At 73.4% G+C, this 17,899-nt stretch carries 13 protein-coding genes; 9 read left to right on the forward strand and 4 right to left on the reverse strand.

Annotated features, from left to right (window positions below; genetic code table 11):
* Positions 1-13: 13 nt before the first annotated feature.
* Entirely contained in the window at positions 14-3,595 is a 3,582-nt protein-coding gene (mfd, locus tag ACFQSB_RS22490; protein WP_380828859.1) for a transcription-repair coupling factor, read from the reverse strand.
* A gap of 446 nt (positions 3,596-4,041) precedes the next feature.
* On the opposite strand from mfd, the gene ACFQSB_RS22495 reads away from it, so the two are divergent.
* Positions 4,042-4,773: a class I SAM-dependent methyltransferase gene (locus ACFQSB_RS22495; RefSeq protein ID WP_380828860.1), complete on the forward strand. Its 732-nt coding sequence runs from the start codon at positions 4,042-4,044 to the stop codon at positions 4,771-4,773.
* A 45-nt stretch (positions 4,774-4,818) separates the two neighbouring features.
* Here the strand turns inward: ACFQSB_RS22495 and ACFQSB_RS22500 are convergent, their stop codons facing one another.
* The gene (locus tag ACFQSB_RS22500; protein ID WP_380828862.1) at positions 4,819-6,081 is read right to left on the reverse strand and encodes a hypothetical protein; all 1,263 of its coding nucleotides are present in this window, start codon (positions 6,079-6,081) and stop codon (positions 4,819-4,821) included.
* Positions 6,078-6,608 carry a SigE family RNA polymerase sigma factor gene (locus ACFQSB_RS22505; protein WP_380828863.1) on the reverse strand — a complete coding sequence of 177 codons (531 nt, stop codon included), beginning with the start codon at positions 6,606-6,608 and terminating at the stop codon, positions 6,078-6,080. The genes ACFQSB_RS22500 and ACFQSB_RS22505 overlap by 4 nt, the downstream gene beginning before the upstream one ends.
* A gap of 100 nt (positions 6,609-6,708) precedes the next feature.
* Between ACFQSB_RS22505 and cysC the strand changes: the two genes are divergently transcribed.
* Positions 6,709-7,968, forward strand: coding sequence for an adenylyl-sulfate kinase (gene cysC, locus ACFQSB_RS22510; protein WP_380828864.1), 1,260 nt, complete (start codon positions 6,709-6,711; stop codon positions 7,966-7,968).
* Positions 7,969-7,993: 25 nt separating this feature from the next.
* On the opposite strand, the gene ACFQSB_RS22515 is transcribed toward cysC, so the two are convergent.
* On the reverse strand, positions 7,994-8,998 hold the full coding sequence (locus ACFQSB_RS22515; protein ID WP_380828865.1) for a glycoside hydrolase family 26 protein: 1,005 nt from the start codon (positions 8,996-8,998) through the stop codon (positions 7,994-7,996).
* Positions 8,999-9,447: 449 nt separating this feature from the next.
* Between ACFQSB_RS22515 and ACFQSB_RS22520 the strand changes: the two genes are divergently transcribed.
* The 7 genes from ACFQSB_RS22520 to ACFQSB_RS22550 all read left to right on the forward strand — a co-directional run bounded on the left by ACFQSB_RS22520 (position 9,448) and on the right by ACFQSB_RS22550 (position 17,799).
* The gene (locus tag ACFQSB_RS22520; protein WP_380828867.1) at positions 9,448-10,707 is read left to right on the forward strand and encodes a hypothetical protein; all 1,260 of its coding nucleotides are present in this window, start codon (positions 9,448-9,450) and stop codon (positions 10,705-10,707) included.
* Positions 10,704-12,227 (forward strand): hypothetical protein, encoded by a 1,524-nt coding sequence (locus ACFQSB_RS22525; RefSeq protein ID WP_380828868.1) that lies wholly within the window; start codon positions 10,704-10,706, stop codon positions 12,225-12,227. Before ACFQSB_RS22520 ends, ACFQSB_RS22525 begins: the two co-directional genes overlap by 4 nt.
* Complete coding sequence (locus ACFQSB_RS22530) at positions 12,224-13,573, forward strand: phosphotransferase family protein (protein WP_380828870.1); 1,350 nt, start codon at positions 12,224-12,226, stop codon at positions 13,571-13,573. Before ACFQSB_RS22525 ends, ACFQSB_RS22530 begins: the two co-directional genes overlap by 4 nt.
* Complete coding sequence (locus tag ACFQSB_RS22535; protein WP_354839885.1) at positions 13,570-14,427, forward strand: sulfotransferase domain-containing protein; 858 nt, start codon at positions 13,570-13,572, stop codon at positions 14,425-14,427. Before ACFQSB_RS22530 ends, ACFQSB_RS22535 begins: the two co-directional genes overlap by 4 nt.
* A gap of 11 nt (positions 14,428-14,438) precedes the next feature.
* Positions 14,439-16,085, forward strand: a complete 1,647-nt coding sequence (locus tag ACFQSB_RS22540) for a lipopolysaccharide biosynthesis protein (protein WP_380828872.1) — start codon at positions 14,439-14,441, stop codon at positions 16,083-16,085.
* Between the two features lie 123 nt (positions 16,086-16,208).
* Positions 16,209-17,303: a sulfotransferase gene (locus tag ACFQSB_RS22545; RefSeq protein WP_380828874.1), complete on the forward strand. Its 1,095-nt coding sequence runs from the start codon at positions 16,209-16,211 to the stop codon at positions 17,301-17,303.
* 118 nt (positions 17,304-17,421) lie between these two features.
* Positions 17,422-17,799 (forward strand): cupin domain-containing protein, encoded by a 378-nt coding sequence (locus ACFQSB_RS22550; protein WP_354839876.1) that lies wholly within the window; start codon positions 17,422-17,424, stop codon positions 17,797-17,799.
* Positions 17,800-17,899 lie beyond the last annotated feature (100 nt).

Genomic DNA, 17,899 nt, shown 5'->3' on the forward strand with positions numbered 1-17,899 from the left:
CGCGCAGGTCCGTTCATCGATGTGCTCGTTGGCCACCGGCCGCCCGCGCGGGCTCCAGGAACATGGCCTCGACCAGGTCGGTGCACCACTTCAGCAGGTCCAGGTCGCGCAGCGGCTGCCCGCCGAGCGGACGGGTCTTCGGCACCGGCACCAGCAGCGTCTCGGCGGCCACCTTGAGGATCGCCTTGGGGTACAGCCGGTCCAGGCGGACCTGCTGGGACTCTCTCAGCGTGACCGGGGCGAACCTGATGTGCTGGCCCTGCAGCGCGACGTCGGTCAGGCCGGCCTGGCGGGCGTGGACGCGGAAGCGGGCAACCTCCAGCAGGTTGTCCACCTCCTGCGGCGGGCGCCCGTACCGGTCGACGAGCTCCTCGCGGACGGCCACGATGTCGGCGCCGTCGCCCACCGCGGCGATGCGCCTGTAGGCCTCCAGGCGCAGCCGCTCGGAGGTGACGTAGTCGTGCGGGATGTGGGCGTTGACCGGCAGCTCGACCTTGACGTCCGGGCGCTCCTCGACGACCTCCTGGCCCGACAGCTTGGCCTTCTGCTCCTGCACGGCCTCGGCCATCATCCGGACGTACAGGTCGAAGCCGACGCCGGCGATGTGGCCGGACTGCTCGGCGCCGAGGATGTTCCCGGCGCCGCGGATCTCCAGGTCCTTCATGGCGACGTACATGCCGGCGCCCATCTCGGTGTGCTGGGCGATCGTGGCCAGCCGCTCGTGGGCGGTCTCGGTGAGCGGGGCCTCCGGCGGGTACAGGAAGTAGGCGTAGCCCCGCTCGCGGCCCCGGCCGACCCGGCCGCGGAGCTGGTGGAGCTGCGACAGGCCGTAGTTGTCGGCGCGGTCGACGATCAGGGTGTTGGCGTTCGGGATGTCCAGGCCGGACTCGACGATCGTCGTGCTGACCAGCAGGTCGAAGTCGCGCTCCCAGAAGCCGACCATGATCTTCTCGAGCTGCTGCTCGTTCATCTGGCCGTGGGCGACGGCCACCCGGGCCTCGGGAACCAGCTCGCGCAGACGGGCGGCCACCTTGTTGATCGAGGAGACCCGGTTGTGCACGAAGAAGACCTGGCCGTCGCGCATCAGCTCGCGGCGGACGGCGGCGGCGATCTGCTTCTCGTCGTAGGGGCCGACGAAGGTGAGGATCGGGTGCCGCTCCTCCGGAGGGGTGAGGATGGTGGACATCTCGCGGATGCCGGTGAGGCCCATCTCCAGCGTCCGCGGGATCGGCGTCGCCGACATGGCGAGCACGTCCACCTGCGTGCGCATGTGCTTCATGGCCTCCTTGTGCTCGACGCCGAACCGCTGCTCCTCGTCGACGATGATGAGGCCGAGCTGCTTGAAGCGGATGTCGGGGTTGAGCAGCCGGTGGGTGCCGATCACGATGTCGACGGCGCCGTCCTTGAGGCCGTCCAGGGTGGCCCTGACCTCGCCGTCGCTCTGGAACCGCGACACGGGCTTCACCACCACGGGGAAGCTCGCGAACCGCTCGCCGAAGGTCGACAGGTGCTGCTGGACCAGCAGCGTGGTGGGCACCAGGACGGCCACCTGCTTGCCGTCCTGCACGGCCTTGAACGCCGCCCGCACGGCGATCTCGGTCTTGCCGTAGCCGACGTCGCCGCAGATCAGCCGATCCATCGGCACCGCGCGCTCCATGTCGCGCTTGACCTCGTCGATGGCCTCGAGCTGGTCACCCGTCTCGGCGTAGGGGAAGGCGTCCTCCATCTCGCGCTGCCAGGGGGTGTCGGCGGCGAAGGCGTACCCGGGCGAGGCCATGCGGGCGCTGTAGAGGCGGATCAGCTCGCCGGCGATCTCCTTGACGGCCTTCTTGGCGCGGGACTTGGCCTTGGCCCAGTCGGCGCCGCCCATGCGGTTGAGCGTGGGCGACTCGCCGCCGACGTACCGGGTGACCTCGTCGAGCTGGTCGGTCGGCACGTACAGCCGGTCGCCCTTGGCGTACTCGATGACCAGGTATTCGCGGGTGGCGCCCTGCACCGAGCGCTGGACCATCTCGACGTAGCGCCCGACGCCGTGCTGCCCGTGGACCACGTGGTCGCCGACCTTGAGCTGGAGCGGGTCGACCATGTTCCTGCGCCGGGACGGCAGGCGCCGCATGTCCTTGGTGGAGGCCTTCTGCCCCACCAGGTCGAGGTGGGTCAGGACGGCGACCGCGTCGCCGACGAACCCGTGCTCGACCCGGCCGGTGGTGACGCTCACGACGTCCTTGCCGGGGGCGGTCTCGAGGCCGGGCACCAGGCGGGCGGCGACGTCCACGCCCTTGAGCAGCTCGACGATGCGCTCGGCGGGGCCGTGGCCCTCGCTGAGCAGGACGACCGCGCGGCCCTCGCCGAGCCATCCCTTGATGTCGCCGAGCGCGCGCTGGGTGTCCCCCCGGTAGGCCTCGGCCTCGCGCGCGGACAGCTCGACGATCTCGCTCTCGCCGTAGACGTCGCCGCTCGACGCGGGGGGCGCCGCGGGGGCCTGGCCGCCCGAGGGCTGGTCGGTGGTGGCGAACGGGGCGATGGTCCACCACGACTGGCCGAGCTCGCGGGCGTGGCGGCGCACCTCTTCCAGGTCGCGGAAGGCCGCCGCGCCGAGGTCGATCGGCGCCTCGCCGCCGGCGGCGGCGTTGATCCAGGACGCCTCGAGGAACTCCTGGCTGGTGCGCACCAGCTCGACGGCGCGCCCGCGGATGCGCTCGGGATCGCAGACGAACACCGACGCGCGGGCCGGGAGGTGGTCCAGCAGGAGGTCCATGCCGTCGACCAGGACGGGCGCGAACGCCTCCATGCCCTCGACGGGGATGCCGTCGGCGAGCTGGTCGAGGATGTCCTTCAGCGCGGGATGCCGGTCGGCCAGCTCGGCCGCCCGCACCCTGACCTCGTCGGTGAGCAGCAGCTCGCGGCACGGCGCGGCGAACAGCCCGCCCTCGGCGACCTCCAGCGAGCGCTGGTCGGCGACCTTGAACCAGCGGATCTCCTCGATGGTGTCGCCCCAGAACTCAAGGCGCAGCGGGTGCTCCTCGGTGGGCGGGAAGACGTCCAGCAGCCCGCCGCGCACGGCGACCTCGCCGCGCTTCTCCACCATGTCGACGCGGTGGTAGCCGTTGCCGACCAGGCGCTCGACCACGTTCTCCAGATCGGCGTCGTCCCCGGAGCGCAGCCGCACCGGTTCAAGGTCGCCGAGCCCGGCGACGAGCGGCTGCAGCAGGGCCCGGACCGGCGCGACCACGACATCCAGCGGCCCGGCGGCGGCGTCGCCCTGGACAGGGTGGGCCAGCCGGCGCAGGACGGCCAGCCGCTGGCCGACCGTGTCGCTGCGCGGCGAGAGCCGTTCGTGCGGAAGGGTCTCCCAGGCCGGGAAGACGGCGACGGCGTGGTCGCCGACCAGGCCGGTGAGCGCGGCTGCGAGGTCTTCGGCCTCGCGGGCGGTCGCGGTGACGGCCAGGACCGGCCGCCGGCGCGCGAGGGCGGCCACGGCGAACGGCCGCAGCGCGGGCGGCGCGACCAGGTTGACGTCCTCGCCGTGGCGCTCAAGGGCACCGGCGAGTTGCGGATCGGCGACGACAAGGTCGAGCAGTCCGGAAAGACTCATTAGAAATGCCCCCACATGGTCATCCCCGCCTTCTCCCGCGCTTCAGGGCCCGGCCTGCCGGCCTTCTCGATCTTGTCGGCCTGATCGGCCGGCCGAGATCCCCGCGTGGCGCCCGTCACCGCGCATCACACCGCGAACCCACCGATGACCGCGGACGGAACACGTCCATCGAATCACGACATGACGGCACCGGCACGGCCCACGGTGTCCACGACGACACGCGCGACCCCGGCTCGTCGGAGTCGGGGTTGTCTCAAGGCTACTTCCCCCTCGGCGGCACCATGCCGGGAACCGTCCCTCCGTCCGTTCTGTCGGGAAACGCGAAACTCCCCGGCCGCCCGGCGCGGGCCTTGAGGGCGGACGCGGCACGCTCCCGGCGGCGAAAGCCGGAGCTTTCGTCAGGTGAATCCAATACAGAGAGGGCCAGGGTGACTACTCTGAGTCACATGTCAGAGGTTCGATGGTGGCCGGAGACCCAGGGCGACGTGTTCGGTCACCGCATCCGCGAGCTGTGGACCGAGCAGCTCGGCCGGCGGCTCGACGTCCTGATCGCCGGGTGCGCCCGCGGCGACGCGATCGACGTCGAGCGCGTGGACACCCGGGTCACCGGCATCGACGAGGACACCCCGGTGCTGCGCGCCGCCGTCGAGCGCCGCTCCGGCCTCGACGCCCGCTTCCTCGGCGACCTGCGCGACGCGCCGCTGCCGCCGCGCACCTTCGACGTCGTGCACGCCGCCTTCCTGCTCGAACGGGTGCGCAACGCCGAGCTCGTTCTCGACCGCATGGTCAACGCCCTGCGCCCCGGCGGGCTGCTGCTGATCAGGATGCGCGACCGCACGTCGGCGTACGGCTTCTGCGACCGCCTCACGCCGTGGTGGCTGCGCCGCCTGCTGTGGGCGCGCCTCGCCCCGGCCGGCGCCGTCGGCCCGCTCCGGGCGGTCTACGAGCAGGTGGCCTCCCGCGAGGGCATCCACTCGTACTGCCTGATGCGCGGGCTGATGATCGCCGAGGACTATTCGGCGACCTCCGGCCCCGCGCTGCGCGGACGGCACCCCAAGCTGGTGCGGGCCGCGCTGCGCGTCGTCCAGCACCTCTCGGGCGACCGCCTGCCCGCCGGCCGCGACGAGATCACCCTGGTCATCCGCAAGCCGCAGAACCACTTCGCCCGCCTGATCTGAGAGCCCGGCCCCTGTGTCGGCCTCTCGCACCGGGCGGGCGGGAGGTCAGCGGCGCACGGTGAGCAGCGGCTCCCAGCTTCCGGGCCGCTCGCTGTTCTTCCGGTCGCCCGACAGCCGCACGGTGTGCTTGCCGTCGATGCCCACCAGCACCAGGCCGTTGTTGAACTCGTTGCGGCACTCGCCGGCGCAGCCCAGGCCGATCAGGTGCTCGTCGTCGGCCCAGGCCAGAAGTTGCAGCATCTTCTGCCTGCCGACGAGCCTGCCCGTGGCGACCTCTATGACCGACGTCTCGGGACCCGGCGGGCGCCCGTAGGAGGCGTACATCGTCCCGTCCGGGGAGACGCCGGCCCGTTGGTCGGTCTCCAGCGGCCCCGCGGGCGGGTCGTGCGGCCTGCCCTCCAGGTCGTAGACGAGTTCCCGCCGCTCCCCGGCCTCGCCGAAGGCCGGGTTGAGCTGCCAGACGAGCGTGCCGTCATCCGCCCAGGCGAACGGGCGGTAGGGGCTGCCGCCCGGCGGCGGCACGGCGATGAACGACGCCCGGCCGGAGGCGACGTCCACCACCTGGAAGCCGGTGCGCCCGGGGTCCGGCTCGCGCCAGCTGGTTCCGTCGGCGGACACGTCGAACCGGATCGTCGGGTCCCGGTCGTAGGCCGTGGCGAGCACCTTGGCGCCGTCGCGCGACCAGGAGACGTCCGCCACCGGATGGTCGAGGTCCACCCACCGGATGATCTCGCGGGTGGTCATGTCCAGGATGCCGACCCTGCGGGCCGGCAGGTCACGCTCCAGCACGGCCGCGAACCGCATGCCCGGAGCCACGTCGAGCGCCGCCCAGGGGGTCTCCTCGTACCGGCCGGTGCCCGGGTCGTACAGGAACCACTGGTCGCGGCGGCGCTCGGACGTGGGGCCGATCTTCTCCGGCGCCCAGACGCGGTATGCCGACACGGCGATCCGTCCCGCCGCGACGAGGGTCTTCGGCGGGGAGTTCCGGGGGTCGGCGTGCACGTCGAGGCCCCGCTCGGTCACGGCGGCCGTCGTGGTCGCCGTCGGCTCCGGCCCGTTCTCGCCGGTGGGCGAGGCCGAACCGGTCACCCCCGTCGCCGGGACGGGCCGGCCCGCCCCCCGGGACAGCGTCTGCGGCACGAGGACGGCCCCGGCGACCACGGCGGCCGAGGCCGCGAGGGCCAGCACCACCGTGCCACGGCGCCGCCGGGAACGCCGCTCCAGCGCCCGGTCGCTCAGTCCGGGCGGCACCGTCGCCTCCTCGGACCACTCGCGAAGGGTCTCGGGCAGAAGGGATTCGGGCGTCATGGGGTGACCTCCTCGAACGGGTGGTGCGGCGCGCGGAGGTCGGCGAGCTCGGGGGAGATGGAGCGCAGCCGGGCGATGGACCGGTGGACGGTGCTGCGGACCGTGCCGACCGAGCAGCCCATGATCTGTGCGACCTCGGCCTCCGGCAGGTCCTCGAAGTAGCGCAGCACGAGCACGGCGCGCTGGCGCGCGGTGAGGCGGGCCAGCGCGCGGCGCAGGATGAGCTTGGTGTCGGCCAGATGCGTGTCGTCGCGCCCGGCCCGCTCGGGCGGGTCAGCGACCACCGTCTCGTGCCGCCGCGACGCCCCCCGCCACCAGCTCACCTGCTGGCGGTACATGGCGCGCCGGACGTACGGCTCGGGGTCGTCTATGCGGCTCCACCGCGCGGCGGCCCGCGCCAGGACGGTCTGCAGCAGGTCCTCTGCGGCGTGCTGGTCGCCGCCGGTGAGCAGGAAGCCCAGCCTCATCAACGCGGGCGACCGCGCCGACACGAACTCGCGGAAACGTCGCTCCTCGGCAACGTCCACGATCACCTCCAGAAGTCGTCGTGCCCCTAGGACGCGACCGGCCGCCCCCCGCTATGCCTCACCCCGTTCCGTGGACGCACTCCCGCACTATCCTGTCCCGGTGGGAAACGTGGAGCAGACGACGCCGCCCTCCGGGACGGCCCCCGAGTGGGTGCCCGACGCGCGCGAACTGGCCGACCTCGAGCTGCTGCTCTCGGGGGCGTTCGCCCCGTTGAAGGGGTTCCTCGGCTCGGCCGACGCCGCCTCGGTCACCGAGGACGGGCGCCTTCCCGACGGCACGCCGTGGCCCGACCCGGTCACGCTCCTGGTGCCGCACGACCACCCCGTCTCGGCCGGCGACGAGCTCACGCTGCGCGACCCCGAAGGCGCCGCGGTCGCCGTCGTGAGCGTGACCGAGCGCACGGCGGACGGCCTGGTCGCCGGCCCGGTGACCTCTCTCGGCGCGCCCGAGCACGGCCCCTTCGCCCGGCTGCGGCGCTCGCCGGAGCAGGTGCGGGCCGAGCTGGGCGAGCGTCCCGTCCTCGCCGTCACCATGCGGGGGCCGCTGGACGACCTGGACGAGATCACCGCCACCGCCCGCGAGCTGGACGCGGCGATCCTGCTGCTGCCGCTGGCCTTCGGCGAGGGCGGCCCGGCGGTCGTCCGCGCGGCGCTCAAGGCGCGCGACCGGCTGCCGTCCGGCACCGCCGTCGCCGTGGTCCCGCTCGCCCCCCGTGAACCCGAGATCGACCTCGAACTGCGCGAGCACGTCGCCACGGCGTACGGGGCGGTCGAGCACCTGGCCGGGCCCGAGCCGGTCACGCTGCCGGGGCCGCCGCACCGGCGCGGCCTGGTGGTGTTCTTCACCGGCCTGTCCGGGTCGGGCAAGTCGACGATCGCGCGCGGCCTGCACGACGCGCTGCTCGAACGCGGCACCCGCACGGTGACCTACCTGGACGGCGACGTCGTGCGGCGGCTGCTGTCGGCGGGGCTCACCTTCTCCCGGCACGACCGCGACCTGAACATCCGCCGCATCGGCTTCGTCGCCGCCGAGGTCGCCCGCCACGGGGGCCTCGCCATCTGCGCGCCCATCGCCCCGTTCGCGGCGACGCGCGACGAGGTGCGCCACATGGTCGAGGGGGTCGGCGCCGACTTCCTGCTGGTGCACGTGGCCACGCCGCTGGACGAGTGCGAGCGCCGCGACCGCAAGGGCCTGTACGCCAAGGCCAGGGCCGGGCTGATCCCCGAGTTCACCGGCATCTCCTCGCCGTACGAGGAGCCGGAGGACGCCGATCTGACGCTCGACACGACGGGCATATCGGTCGAGCGCGGGGTCGAGCGGGTGCTCGACGTGCTCACCGCAGGCGGCTGGCTGCGCTGAGCCTCCGCCCCGCCCGCGCTCCGGCTCAGTGGTCGGGGACCGGGGTGGAGCTGAAGTAGGGCGCGCGGGCCAGCTCGGTGAACGCGCGCCGGGCGGCCACCGTCGCGTCGAAGCGGGTGTCGCCGCGCGGCGCGCGCGGCGAGTCGAAGTACACCAGCGCCTTGATCTGCGGGTACCCCTTGATCTGGCGGCGCACCGAGTTGAAGAACGACACCTTGAACGCCGGCTCGTCCAGCCGCTCGAAGGCGCCCCACTCGGCCACCATGATCGGCTTGCCGGGGAAGCGCATCTGCGTCCAGCGGTAGAAGCCGGGCCAGCCGGAGTGGTCGTCACGGGTCTTGTCCACCAGGCCGGCGAAGTCGTTCACCCGGCGGTCGGCGTAGGGGTCCAGGCCGATCCAGTCGACCACGTCGTCTCCGGGGTAGAGCCGCTCGAACCACGGCTTGGCGGCCCAGTTGGGCGCCCCCATGTACGTCATGACCGTGACGGCGTTCTTGACCCCGCGCTCCCGCAGGCGTAGCACGACATGGCGGTACATGGCGGCGTAGTCCTCGGCGGTCATCCCCGACCCCGGGCGCGCGCGCACGTCGTTCTCGGGTTCGTGGTGGACGGTGAGGAAGAAGCGTTCGGGCAGCGTGCGCCTGATGCGCCGGGCCACGCGGTCGATGCGGCCGTCGATGGCGCCGGCGGCGATCTCGGCCCACGTGTGGCGCACGGAGGGCTTCCAGTTGATCAGCAGGATGCGCTTCCGGGCCAGCCGGCGCTCCTCGGGGGTGGGGAACGGGTCGCCGCCCCGGTGGTAGACGTGCAGGATGTCGGCCCTGCGGCCCATGCGCTCCTCGGCGGCGGCGATGGACCGGGCGGGCGACCGTCCGCCGAAGACCTCCGGGGCCACCCCCCACCACGCTCCGCAGCTCGGAATGAGCTTGGCGGTGGCCGCGCAGTCGGGGGCGTCGTCGGTGGCGGTCACGCCGGCGCCCGGGACGCGGTCTCCCTCCACGGCAGGCTGCGGGGGCTTCACCGAGGCCACGGCGTAAATGATCAGACCACAGCCGACGGCGAGCCCGGTGCCGAAAAACCATATTCCCGTCACTTTTCGCAATGCACTCAAACCCCCTTCTCCCCGGTCTTCCCCGAAGGTCGCTATTCACCTTCCCACTAATCGGTGCCATGCCGCCGGTAACTCGGCGCGCTTTCCCGGCGGTCCGGCATCCGCGCCATCGTTGGCTCCGTCGTTGGCTCCACGTCGCGGCGCACGTCATACCGGACCCCTATAACGGAAATATCCGATTATGAGGCTGAGCTGGGACGATGCCTCGTCCACCAAAACTCCGGTATGCGGTCGCGGCATCCCGCGTTGTGCCTATAGTTCTCTGGATCCGCCCCTCGGGAACCGTTCACCACGCGGCGCCCGGCACATCACAGCGAACCGGGCGGATTTCGCAGGAACAATTCCGCACCGAGAGGCATGCCGTTCCCATGGACCACCCGGCGTCCTCAGTCTCCGGCCCGGCCCCCGGGCGCGAGCTCGCCGAATTCGGCTCGATGCTGGTGCGGCGCCGCGTCGCCCTCACCGTCTTCCTGCTCGCCGGGGTGTGCGCCGGCGGCGTCGTGCTCGCGACCACCCCGCCCTCGTACACGGCCACCGCCGAGGTGCTGGTGGCCCCCACCGGAGTGCAGGACCAGACCAACCCGACCACGCCCCGCCAGCGCGAGCCGCTCAACCTCGACACCGAGGCGCAGGTCGCCCGCTCGGCCGTGGTCGCGGCCCGCGCCGCGCGCGCCCTCAAGGTCAACGACCCCGACCCGCTCAGAGACCGCGTCGCGGTCACCGTGCCGCCCAACTCCGCCGTGCTCGCCATCTCCTACACCGCCGCCGACCCGGTCAGCGCCGCCGCGGGCGCGCAGGCGTTCGCCAAGGCCTACCTCGCCAACCGCGAGGCGACGGCCACCCGCGCCCTGGACGCCCAGCTCAAGGTGCTCTCCGGCAAGCTGCGCGAGATCGACTCCCGGCTCGCCGCCACCGTCGCCGGCCTGCCCCGCACCGCCCCGGGCTCGGCGGCACGCACCATCGCCGGCCAGCGGCAGAACGTCCTGAGCCGGCAGGTCTACAACCTCACCGTCAAGTACGACGCCCTCAAGACCGTGGCGATCACCCCGGGCACCGTCATCAGCGACGCCCGCCCGCCCGCGTCGCCCTCCCAGCCGAGCCCTCCGCTCTACCTCGGCAGCGGGCTGTTCCTCGGCCTGCTCGCCGGGGCCGGCGCCGCCATGGTCCGCGACCGCTTCGACACCCGTCTCAGGACGGCCGCCGACATCGAGCGCCTCACCGGGCTGCCCGTCCTGTGCGAGGGTGAGAACGCCCGCGAGCTGCGCGAGCTGGCCATGGCCGTGGCCCGCCACCTACGCGACGGCGGCGAGTTGTTAGTGCGCGGTGTCTCCCCCGACACCGACCCCGAGCCGATCGCCGACGACCTGCGCGTGGCGCTCACAGGCCTGGCCCCGATCTGGGTGCGCACCGACCAGGCGGCGCGCGCCGACGCCGCGGTGCTGGTCGTCGAGCGCCGCGCCGCCCGGTCCAAGCAGCTCGCCCAGGCCGTCCGGCAGCTCAGGCGCACCGACACCGCGCCCCTCGGCGTGATCCTGCTGCCCTCGCCCGCTCCGCTGCCCCGCGGCCAAGCCTCCCTGCCGCACGGCCACCACCGTCACCCCGGCAACCCCGCCTCCCGCGCCTCATGAGACGGCTCCTGCGGCCGCCGCCCCCGGCACGCCGGCCGATCGCCGCGCTGTTCGTGGGCTACCCGCTGTGGTGGGCGCTCGGCTTCGGCGGCCTGTCCCTGGTGGTCCTGGCCGTCCCGATGGCCGTCGTGCTGTGGCGGCGGCGGCCGATCGCGGTGCCCAAGGGCATGGGCCTGTGGGCGCTACTCATCGCCGGATACCTGGTCAGCGCCCTCATGCTCGGCGAAATGCCGCCCGGCACCTACGGCGACCTCGGCGCCGGCCGCGTCCTTGGGTACGCGATGCGGCTCGCGCTCTACCTGTCCCTCATGATCATGGTGCTGTACCTGGGGAACCTCACCCCCGACGAGCTGCCGCAGCGCACGCTGGTGCGCATGCTCGGCGTGCTCTGCGTGACCACCGTGGCCGGCGGGCTGCTCGGCGTGCTCGCCCCCGGCTTCCAGTTCACCTCGCCGCTGGAGATGGCGCTGCCCGAGTGGATCGGCGGCAACTCCTACGTCCGCAACCTGATCCACCCGACGGCCGCGCAGGTACAGCACGTCCTCGGGCACGCCTCGCCGCGCCCCGAAGCGCCCTTCGAATGGGCCAACGCCTGGGGGAGCAACATCTCGGTGCTGCTCATCTGGTTCGTCGTCGGCTGGTGGACCTACGGCGGCACCGTCCGCCGCCTGCTGTGCGCGGCCGTCGTCGCGCTGGCCACCGTGCCCATCGTCTACTCCCTCAACCGCGGCCTGTGGATCGGCCTGGCCGTCACCGTCGCCTACGTCCTGGTGCGCGCCCGGTCGCGCACGGCGCTCGCGGTCGGCGCGGCCCTCGCGGCGGCGGCGCTCGCGTTCTGGGCCGGGCCGCTCGGCGCCATCGTCGCCCAGCGCCTGGACAGCCCGCACAGCAACCGCATCAGGGCCTTCACGGTCGCCGGCACGCTGGAGGCCGCCGCCCACTCGCCGGTCATCGGGTACGGCAACACCCGCAACGCCTTCGGCAACTACCAGACGATCACCACGGGCCGCACCGACTGGTGCGCCGAATGCGGCCACCCCCCGCTCGGCAGCGACGGGCAGCTGTGGCTGCTGCTGATCACTCAGGGCTACACCGGCGCCGCGCTGTACATCGCGTTCTTCGCCGGGGCCGTCCGCCGGTTCCGGCACGACCGCACCCCCATCGGCCAGGCGGGGACGCTGGTCATGATCCTGGTGCTGATGTACATGGTCGTGTACGACGGCCTGGTCACCGCGCTGATCCTCTACCTGGTCTCCTACGCCCTCCTCTGGCGCAACGCCCCCGTCCCTGGCACCGCGCCCCCCGGACCCGCCGGACCGCAAGCCCTCACCGCCCCGATCGGGACGAACGGCACGGCGGGCACCGAACCGATCTTGAACGACAACAGGGCGGTCACTGACCCGATGCGGACCGTCGGTGGCGTGACCCGCGGTCGTCTGCGGGCAGTCGGTAATGAGGCCGGTCGTCCGACACGGACCACCGGTACGACGACCACCGCACCAATGGAGGCGTTCCGGTGAGGGACTACCGCGCCCGTCTGGGCTATCTCGACCAGGTCACCACCCTGCTCTACCCGACCCCCGCTCCCACGCCGTCCCAGCCCCCACCCACGGCCCCCGGCACCGCGGTCCCCATCGACCCGGAGCCGGCCCACTCGTCCCCGACCCGCCACCCCACCTCCTCCACCACCACGGACCCCGCGATCGCCCCCGGCATGGACCCCGGCGCCGCCGAGGCTTCCGCGCCCTCCATCGCCTCCGCGCCCTCCAACGCCTCGGAGCCCTCCAGGGCCTCAGCGGCTTACAGCGCCTTCGGGGCCTCCGGAACCTCCAGCGCCTCCGAGACCTCCGGGGCCCGGGCGGCGTACGCCGTGCTGCCGAGCAGGTACCTGCCCCGGCGGCTCGTGCCGCGCTCCCGCTGGCTGCCGGGACGACGGCGCCTGCCGCACGGGCCGGGCACGATCGAGACCTACCTCAGCGAGGTGTTCTGCCGGCCCGTCAAGGTCATCGTGCACGTCCGGCCGGCCCGGCGGGCCAACCGCAAGCCCATCCTGGAGATCCGTTCCGGCTCCGGGGAGCCGCTCGCGTTCGTCAAGATCGGGGACACCGAGCGCTCCCGGTCGCTGGTCCGGCACGAGAGCGCGGTGCTCGAAGCGCTGGCCGGGCTGCCACTGCGGGTCGTCGCCGCGCCCACCGTGCTGCACCACGGCGTCTGGAACGGCCTCGACGTGCTCGCCCTGTCCCCGCTGGCCACGCGGCGGCGGCGCATCCCCGCGGCCCTGCTGGAGGACGCCGTCCACGAGATCGCCGCACTCGCCGTCCCCCGGGCCATGCCCGGCGAGGGCCACCCCTCTCCGTTCGTCCCCTCCCAGCGCCCCAGCGAGGACGACCTCGCCGACCCGGTGCCTCACCTCGCCACCGGCCACCCGGCGCGCTCTTGCCCCGCCGGCGGCGAGGTGAACGACGGCGCCGCACGCGTCCTGCGCCTCCCGGCGGACGGGCGGGGCGACCACGCCTGGCACGGCGACTTCTCGCCGTGGAACATGGCCCTCTCCCCCGACGGCCGCCTGGCCGTCTGGGACTGGGAGCGTTTCACCACCGGCGTGCCGCTCGGGTTCGACGCGCTGCACCACTTCTTCCAGCGGGCACTGCGCCGGATGCCTCCCCGGCTCGCCGCCGAGGCGTGCGTGGCGGGCGCCGTCCGCACGCTCGCGCCGTACGGCCCTTCGGCGGGCGCGGCGCGGTGGACGGCCGTCCAGTACCTGATCACCCTGGCCGACCGCCATGAGGGGGACGGCCACCAGCCGCTCGGCCCGCCGGCCGCGTGGCTCAACCCCGCCCTCGACCATCTGGAGGTCCTGCATTGAACCGCACGGTGAAGAGATCCGCGCACGCCCTGTCCCATACGGCGGGCCGGCTCACCGTGAGCGGGCGGCTCCTGCCGTCCTTCCTGATCGCCGGCGCTCAGCGCTGCGGCACCACCTCCCTGTACCGCGCCCTGGCACAGCACCCCCTGATCCTCAAACCCGTGCTGCGCAAGGGGGTGCACTACTTCGACATGGCCTACGGCAAGGGCTCCTCCTGGTATCGCGCGCACTTCCCGCTGAAGGTCACCGCGCACCGCCTGGAACGCAGGTTCGGCATCCGCCCGCTCAGCTTCGAATCCTCGCCGTACTACCTGTTCCATCCGATGGTCCCCTCGCGCATCGCCACCGACCTGCCGGGGGTGAAGCTGATCGCCCTGGTCCGCGACCCGGTCGAGCGGGCCTACTCGGCGCACGCGCACGAGGTGGCGCGCGGGTTCGAGACCGAGGCCTCGTTCGAGCGGGCGCTCGCGCTGGAGCCCTACCGCCTGGACGGCGAGGAGGAACGGCTGCGCGCCGACCCGGCCGCGCGCAGCCGCGCCCACCGGCACCACGCCTACGTCGCCCGCGGTCAGTACGCCGAACAGCTCGCGCGGCTGGAGCCGCTGGTGGGCCGTGACCGCATCCTGGTGCTCGACAGCGGGTCCTTGTTCACCGCACCCGAGCGCGCGTACGACCGGGTGCTGGAGTTCCTCGGGCTGCCCCGCCTCGGCGACCCGGTGTTCGAGCGGCACAACGCCCGCCCCCGCCCGTGCGACATGCCGGCGGGTCTGCGGCGACGGCTGTCGGAGCACTTCGCCCCCTGGGACGCCCGCCTCGAACCCTGGCTCGACGAGCGCCCCTCATGGCGCCCCTGACCCCGCACCCCATGCCTGTCGTCTCCGCCGGCGGAGCGGGCGCGACGCGATCGGTGGTCAAGGGCGGCGCGGCCGGGCTGGTGGGAGCGGCGGTGGCCGCGGGGTCGCAGTTCCTGATCGTGGTGGCCGTCACCCGCGGGTTCGACGCGCGAACGGCGGGCTGCTTCTTCACCGCGACCACCGTGTGCCTGATGGCGGCCGGCGTCCTGCGCCTCGACTGCGGCAACGGCCTGATCTACTTCATCGCCGGAGCCCACACCGCCACCCCCGCACAGGAACCCACCCCCGCAGGGCGCGCCACCCTTCGCGTATCCACGTCCGCCACCCCTGCCATGCCCGCCGCGCCCCGCGGATACCTGCGGGCCGCCCTGCTGCCCGTGGTCATCCTGTCCTTCGCCGTCGCGGCCCTCGTCGTCGCCTACGCGGACGCGCTCGCCACCGCGCTGACCCACACCGCGACCTCACTGCCCCACAGCGCAACTTCCCTGACCCCCGCCACGACCTCGTTGACCCCGGCCGTCACCGGTCCGCCTCCCACCGTGGCCGGCCTGACCCCCGCCACGACCTCACCGAGTCCCGTCACGACCGGCCCCGCCCATGTCGTATTGGGGACCACCGCGGCGCCCTCGCCCGGCGCTGACCCCGCTGTCGTCCTGCTCGGCGCGGCGCTGCGCGGGCTCGGTCTGGCGCTTCCCGTGATCGTCCTGGCCGACATCCTGGTGTCGGCGACCAGGGGCTTCGGGGTCATGCGGCCGACCGCGCTGTTGAGCGGGGTACTCCAGCCCGGCGCGCAGCTCCTCCTGGTCGGCGCCGTCGTCCTGGCCGGCGCAAGCGGCGTAGGTGAGGGCACCCGGACGCCCGGCTCCGCGTCCGGCACCGGGTGGCTCCTGGCAGCGGCCTGGGCGGCGCCCGCGCTGCCGGTGCTCGCGCTGAGCGCCTTCTGGTTGCGCCGGCGGATGCCCACCGGGCCGTACGTCCCCCGAGCGGCCCGCGCGTTCTGGCGGTACACCGGTCCGCGTGCGGTGGGCGGGGCGGCGCAGGCGGTGTTCCAGCGGCTGGACGTCGTCGTCGTGGCCGTGCTGGCCGGGCCCGCGCAGGCGGCGCTGTACACGGCCGCCACCCGGTTCAAGGTGGTCGGCCAGCTCGTGAACCAGGGGTTCGCCCAGGCAGCCCAGCCCCGGCTCGTCCGGGCCATGGCCGAGGGTGATCTCCCCCTCGCCCGCAGGTTGTACCAGATGACCACGATGTGGCTCGTCCTGCTGACCTGGCCGGTATGGCTGGGTTACGCCGTGCTCGCCCCCTGGCTGCTGCGGGCCTTCGGCGACGGCTACCCGGACGGAGCCGCCGTGGCCGTGGTCCTGGCCGCCACCATGATGCTGGCGACGGCGTGCGGCATGGCCGACGTCATGCTGATCGCCGCGGGACACACCGCCGCGAGCACGGCCAACATCCTGAGCGCGATCGCGGTCACCGTCGCGCTCGACGTCGCGCTCGTCCCCTCGCACGGGGCGCTGGGCGCCGCCCTCGGCTGGTCCGGCGGGATGTTCGCCAAGAACCTGATGCCCCTGGTGAAGATCGCCCGCTTGTACGGGCTGCGTCCCTTCGGAGCCCACAGCCTCCCCTCCCTCCGCCTCTGGCGCGCCGAAGAGGCGACGTGATGTCCGCCGGAGGGCCGCCATGAGACCTGGAAAGGCGACACGAGGCCCCCGCGGAGACGACGCGATGCTCGGAGAAGGCGAGATGAGCGACCGAGAAGGCGACACCGGCCCCCGAGGAGACACATGAAGCGCGCGCCGCGACCAGGCGACGTGACGCGAGAAGCGGCGCCCATCCTGGTCACCGGGCTGCCGCGAAGCGGCACGAGCTGGGCGGGCAAGATGCTCACCGCCGGGGGCGGCGCGGTGTACGTCAACGAGCCGCTCAACCCGCAGCGCCCGCCCGGGCGCTCCCCTGGCGTGCTGAACGCCACGGTGGAGCACCGGTTCCAGTACATCTGCCGGGACGACGAGGAGGCGTGGCGGCGCGCCTTCGCCGACACCGTGGCCCTGCGCTATCAGTACGTCGCCGAGCTGCGCCGCAACCGCTCGCCGGGCGATCTGGCGCGTCTGGCGAAGAACGCCTCCGCCTTCGCGCTCGGCCGGGCACGCCGCCGCCGCGCGCTGCTGGACGACCCGTTCGCACTGTTCTCGGCGGGCTGGTTCGCCGAGCGCCTCGGCTGCCGGGTGGTGCTGCTGGTGCGCGATCCGGCGTCCCTGGTGGCGAGCTGGCGGCGGCTCGGCTGGACCGTTCACCTTCACGAGCTGCTGGAACAGCCGCTCCTGCTGCGCGACCACCCGGTGGTCGGACGGGTGCGCCCGCTGGCCGGCTCCCCCGACCACGTCGCCGCGATCGCCACACTGTGGGCCGTGGCCCGGGAGGTCGCCGGGGAACTGACCGCCCGCCACCCCGCCGTCCGCCTGGTGTCCTACGAGCACCTGGCCGCCGATCCGCTCGCCGGCTACCGCGATCTGTACGCCTGGTGCGGCCTGCCCTGGACGCCCCGCGCGGCCCGGCGCGTCGAGCGCGCCTGCACGACCGGCTCCCGCGCGGCCCGCCCGCCGCACGACGCTCCCGCCGCGCGCCACGGCGACACCCGAACGGACGGCTCCACCCGGGCAAGCGGGTCCACTCGGACGGACGGGTCCACCCGGGCAGGCGGGTCCACCCGGACGGCTGGATCCGCTCAGGCGGACGGATCCCCTCGGGCGGGGGGATTCGCCTGGACGGGTCTGTCGCGTACCGCCTACCGCCGCATGGACTCGGCCAGCGCCGCCGCCCGCCCGCCCGCCGGGCTCACCGCCCAGGACCTCTCGCTCATCGAAGCGATCACGCGATGACGGCCGCTCGCGTGCGCGTCTTCGCCTCCCGGTGACACCGGCCGGCCCCCTCCATGCGTCAAGGCAATGTCATGGAGGGAATTGTCAGCACATCCATGCTGGTCAGAGGATAGGTGGCATGAACGAGAACCACTCGGTCCCCGTCGTCCGGCTGCACGCCGACGAGGACGGCGAATCCCACTTCACCGACGACAGCATGACGCTCGGCCTGGCCGAGTTCGCCCCGCCGGCCCCCGCCATCCTCGTCTCGCCGCCCACGGCGGCGGCGCGCTCGATGTTCCTCGCCCTGCCCGACAACTGGTCGAGCGAGGCGCATCCCGCGCCGCGCGAGCAGCTCATGGTGATGATGAGCGGCGCGATCGAGGTGACCGTCAGCGACGGCGAGACGCGTACGTTCACGACCGGGGACGTGATCATGATCGAGGACACCACGGGAAGGGGGCACACGACCAGGAGCGCCGCTCCGAACGCCCTCGCCATAGTCGTCCAAACGTAGATCGTCCCAACGCTCCGACGAAGACACAGCAGGCCGCCTGGGCAGACTCAGCGCATCACCTGCGCTTCCGCTGGGGACAACCGAGCCGCGCCGGCGGACT

The sequence above is a fragment of the Sphaerisporangium rhizosphaerae genome, from assembly GCF_042665155.1.
Taxonomy (GTDB): domain Bacteria; phylum Actinomycetota; class Actinomycetes; order Streptosporangiales; family Streptosporangiaceae; genus Sphaerisporangium; species Sphaerisporangium rhizosphaerae.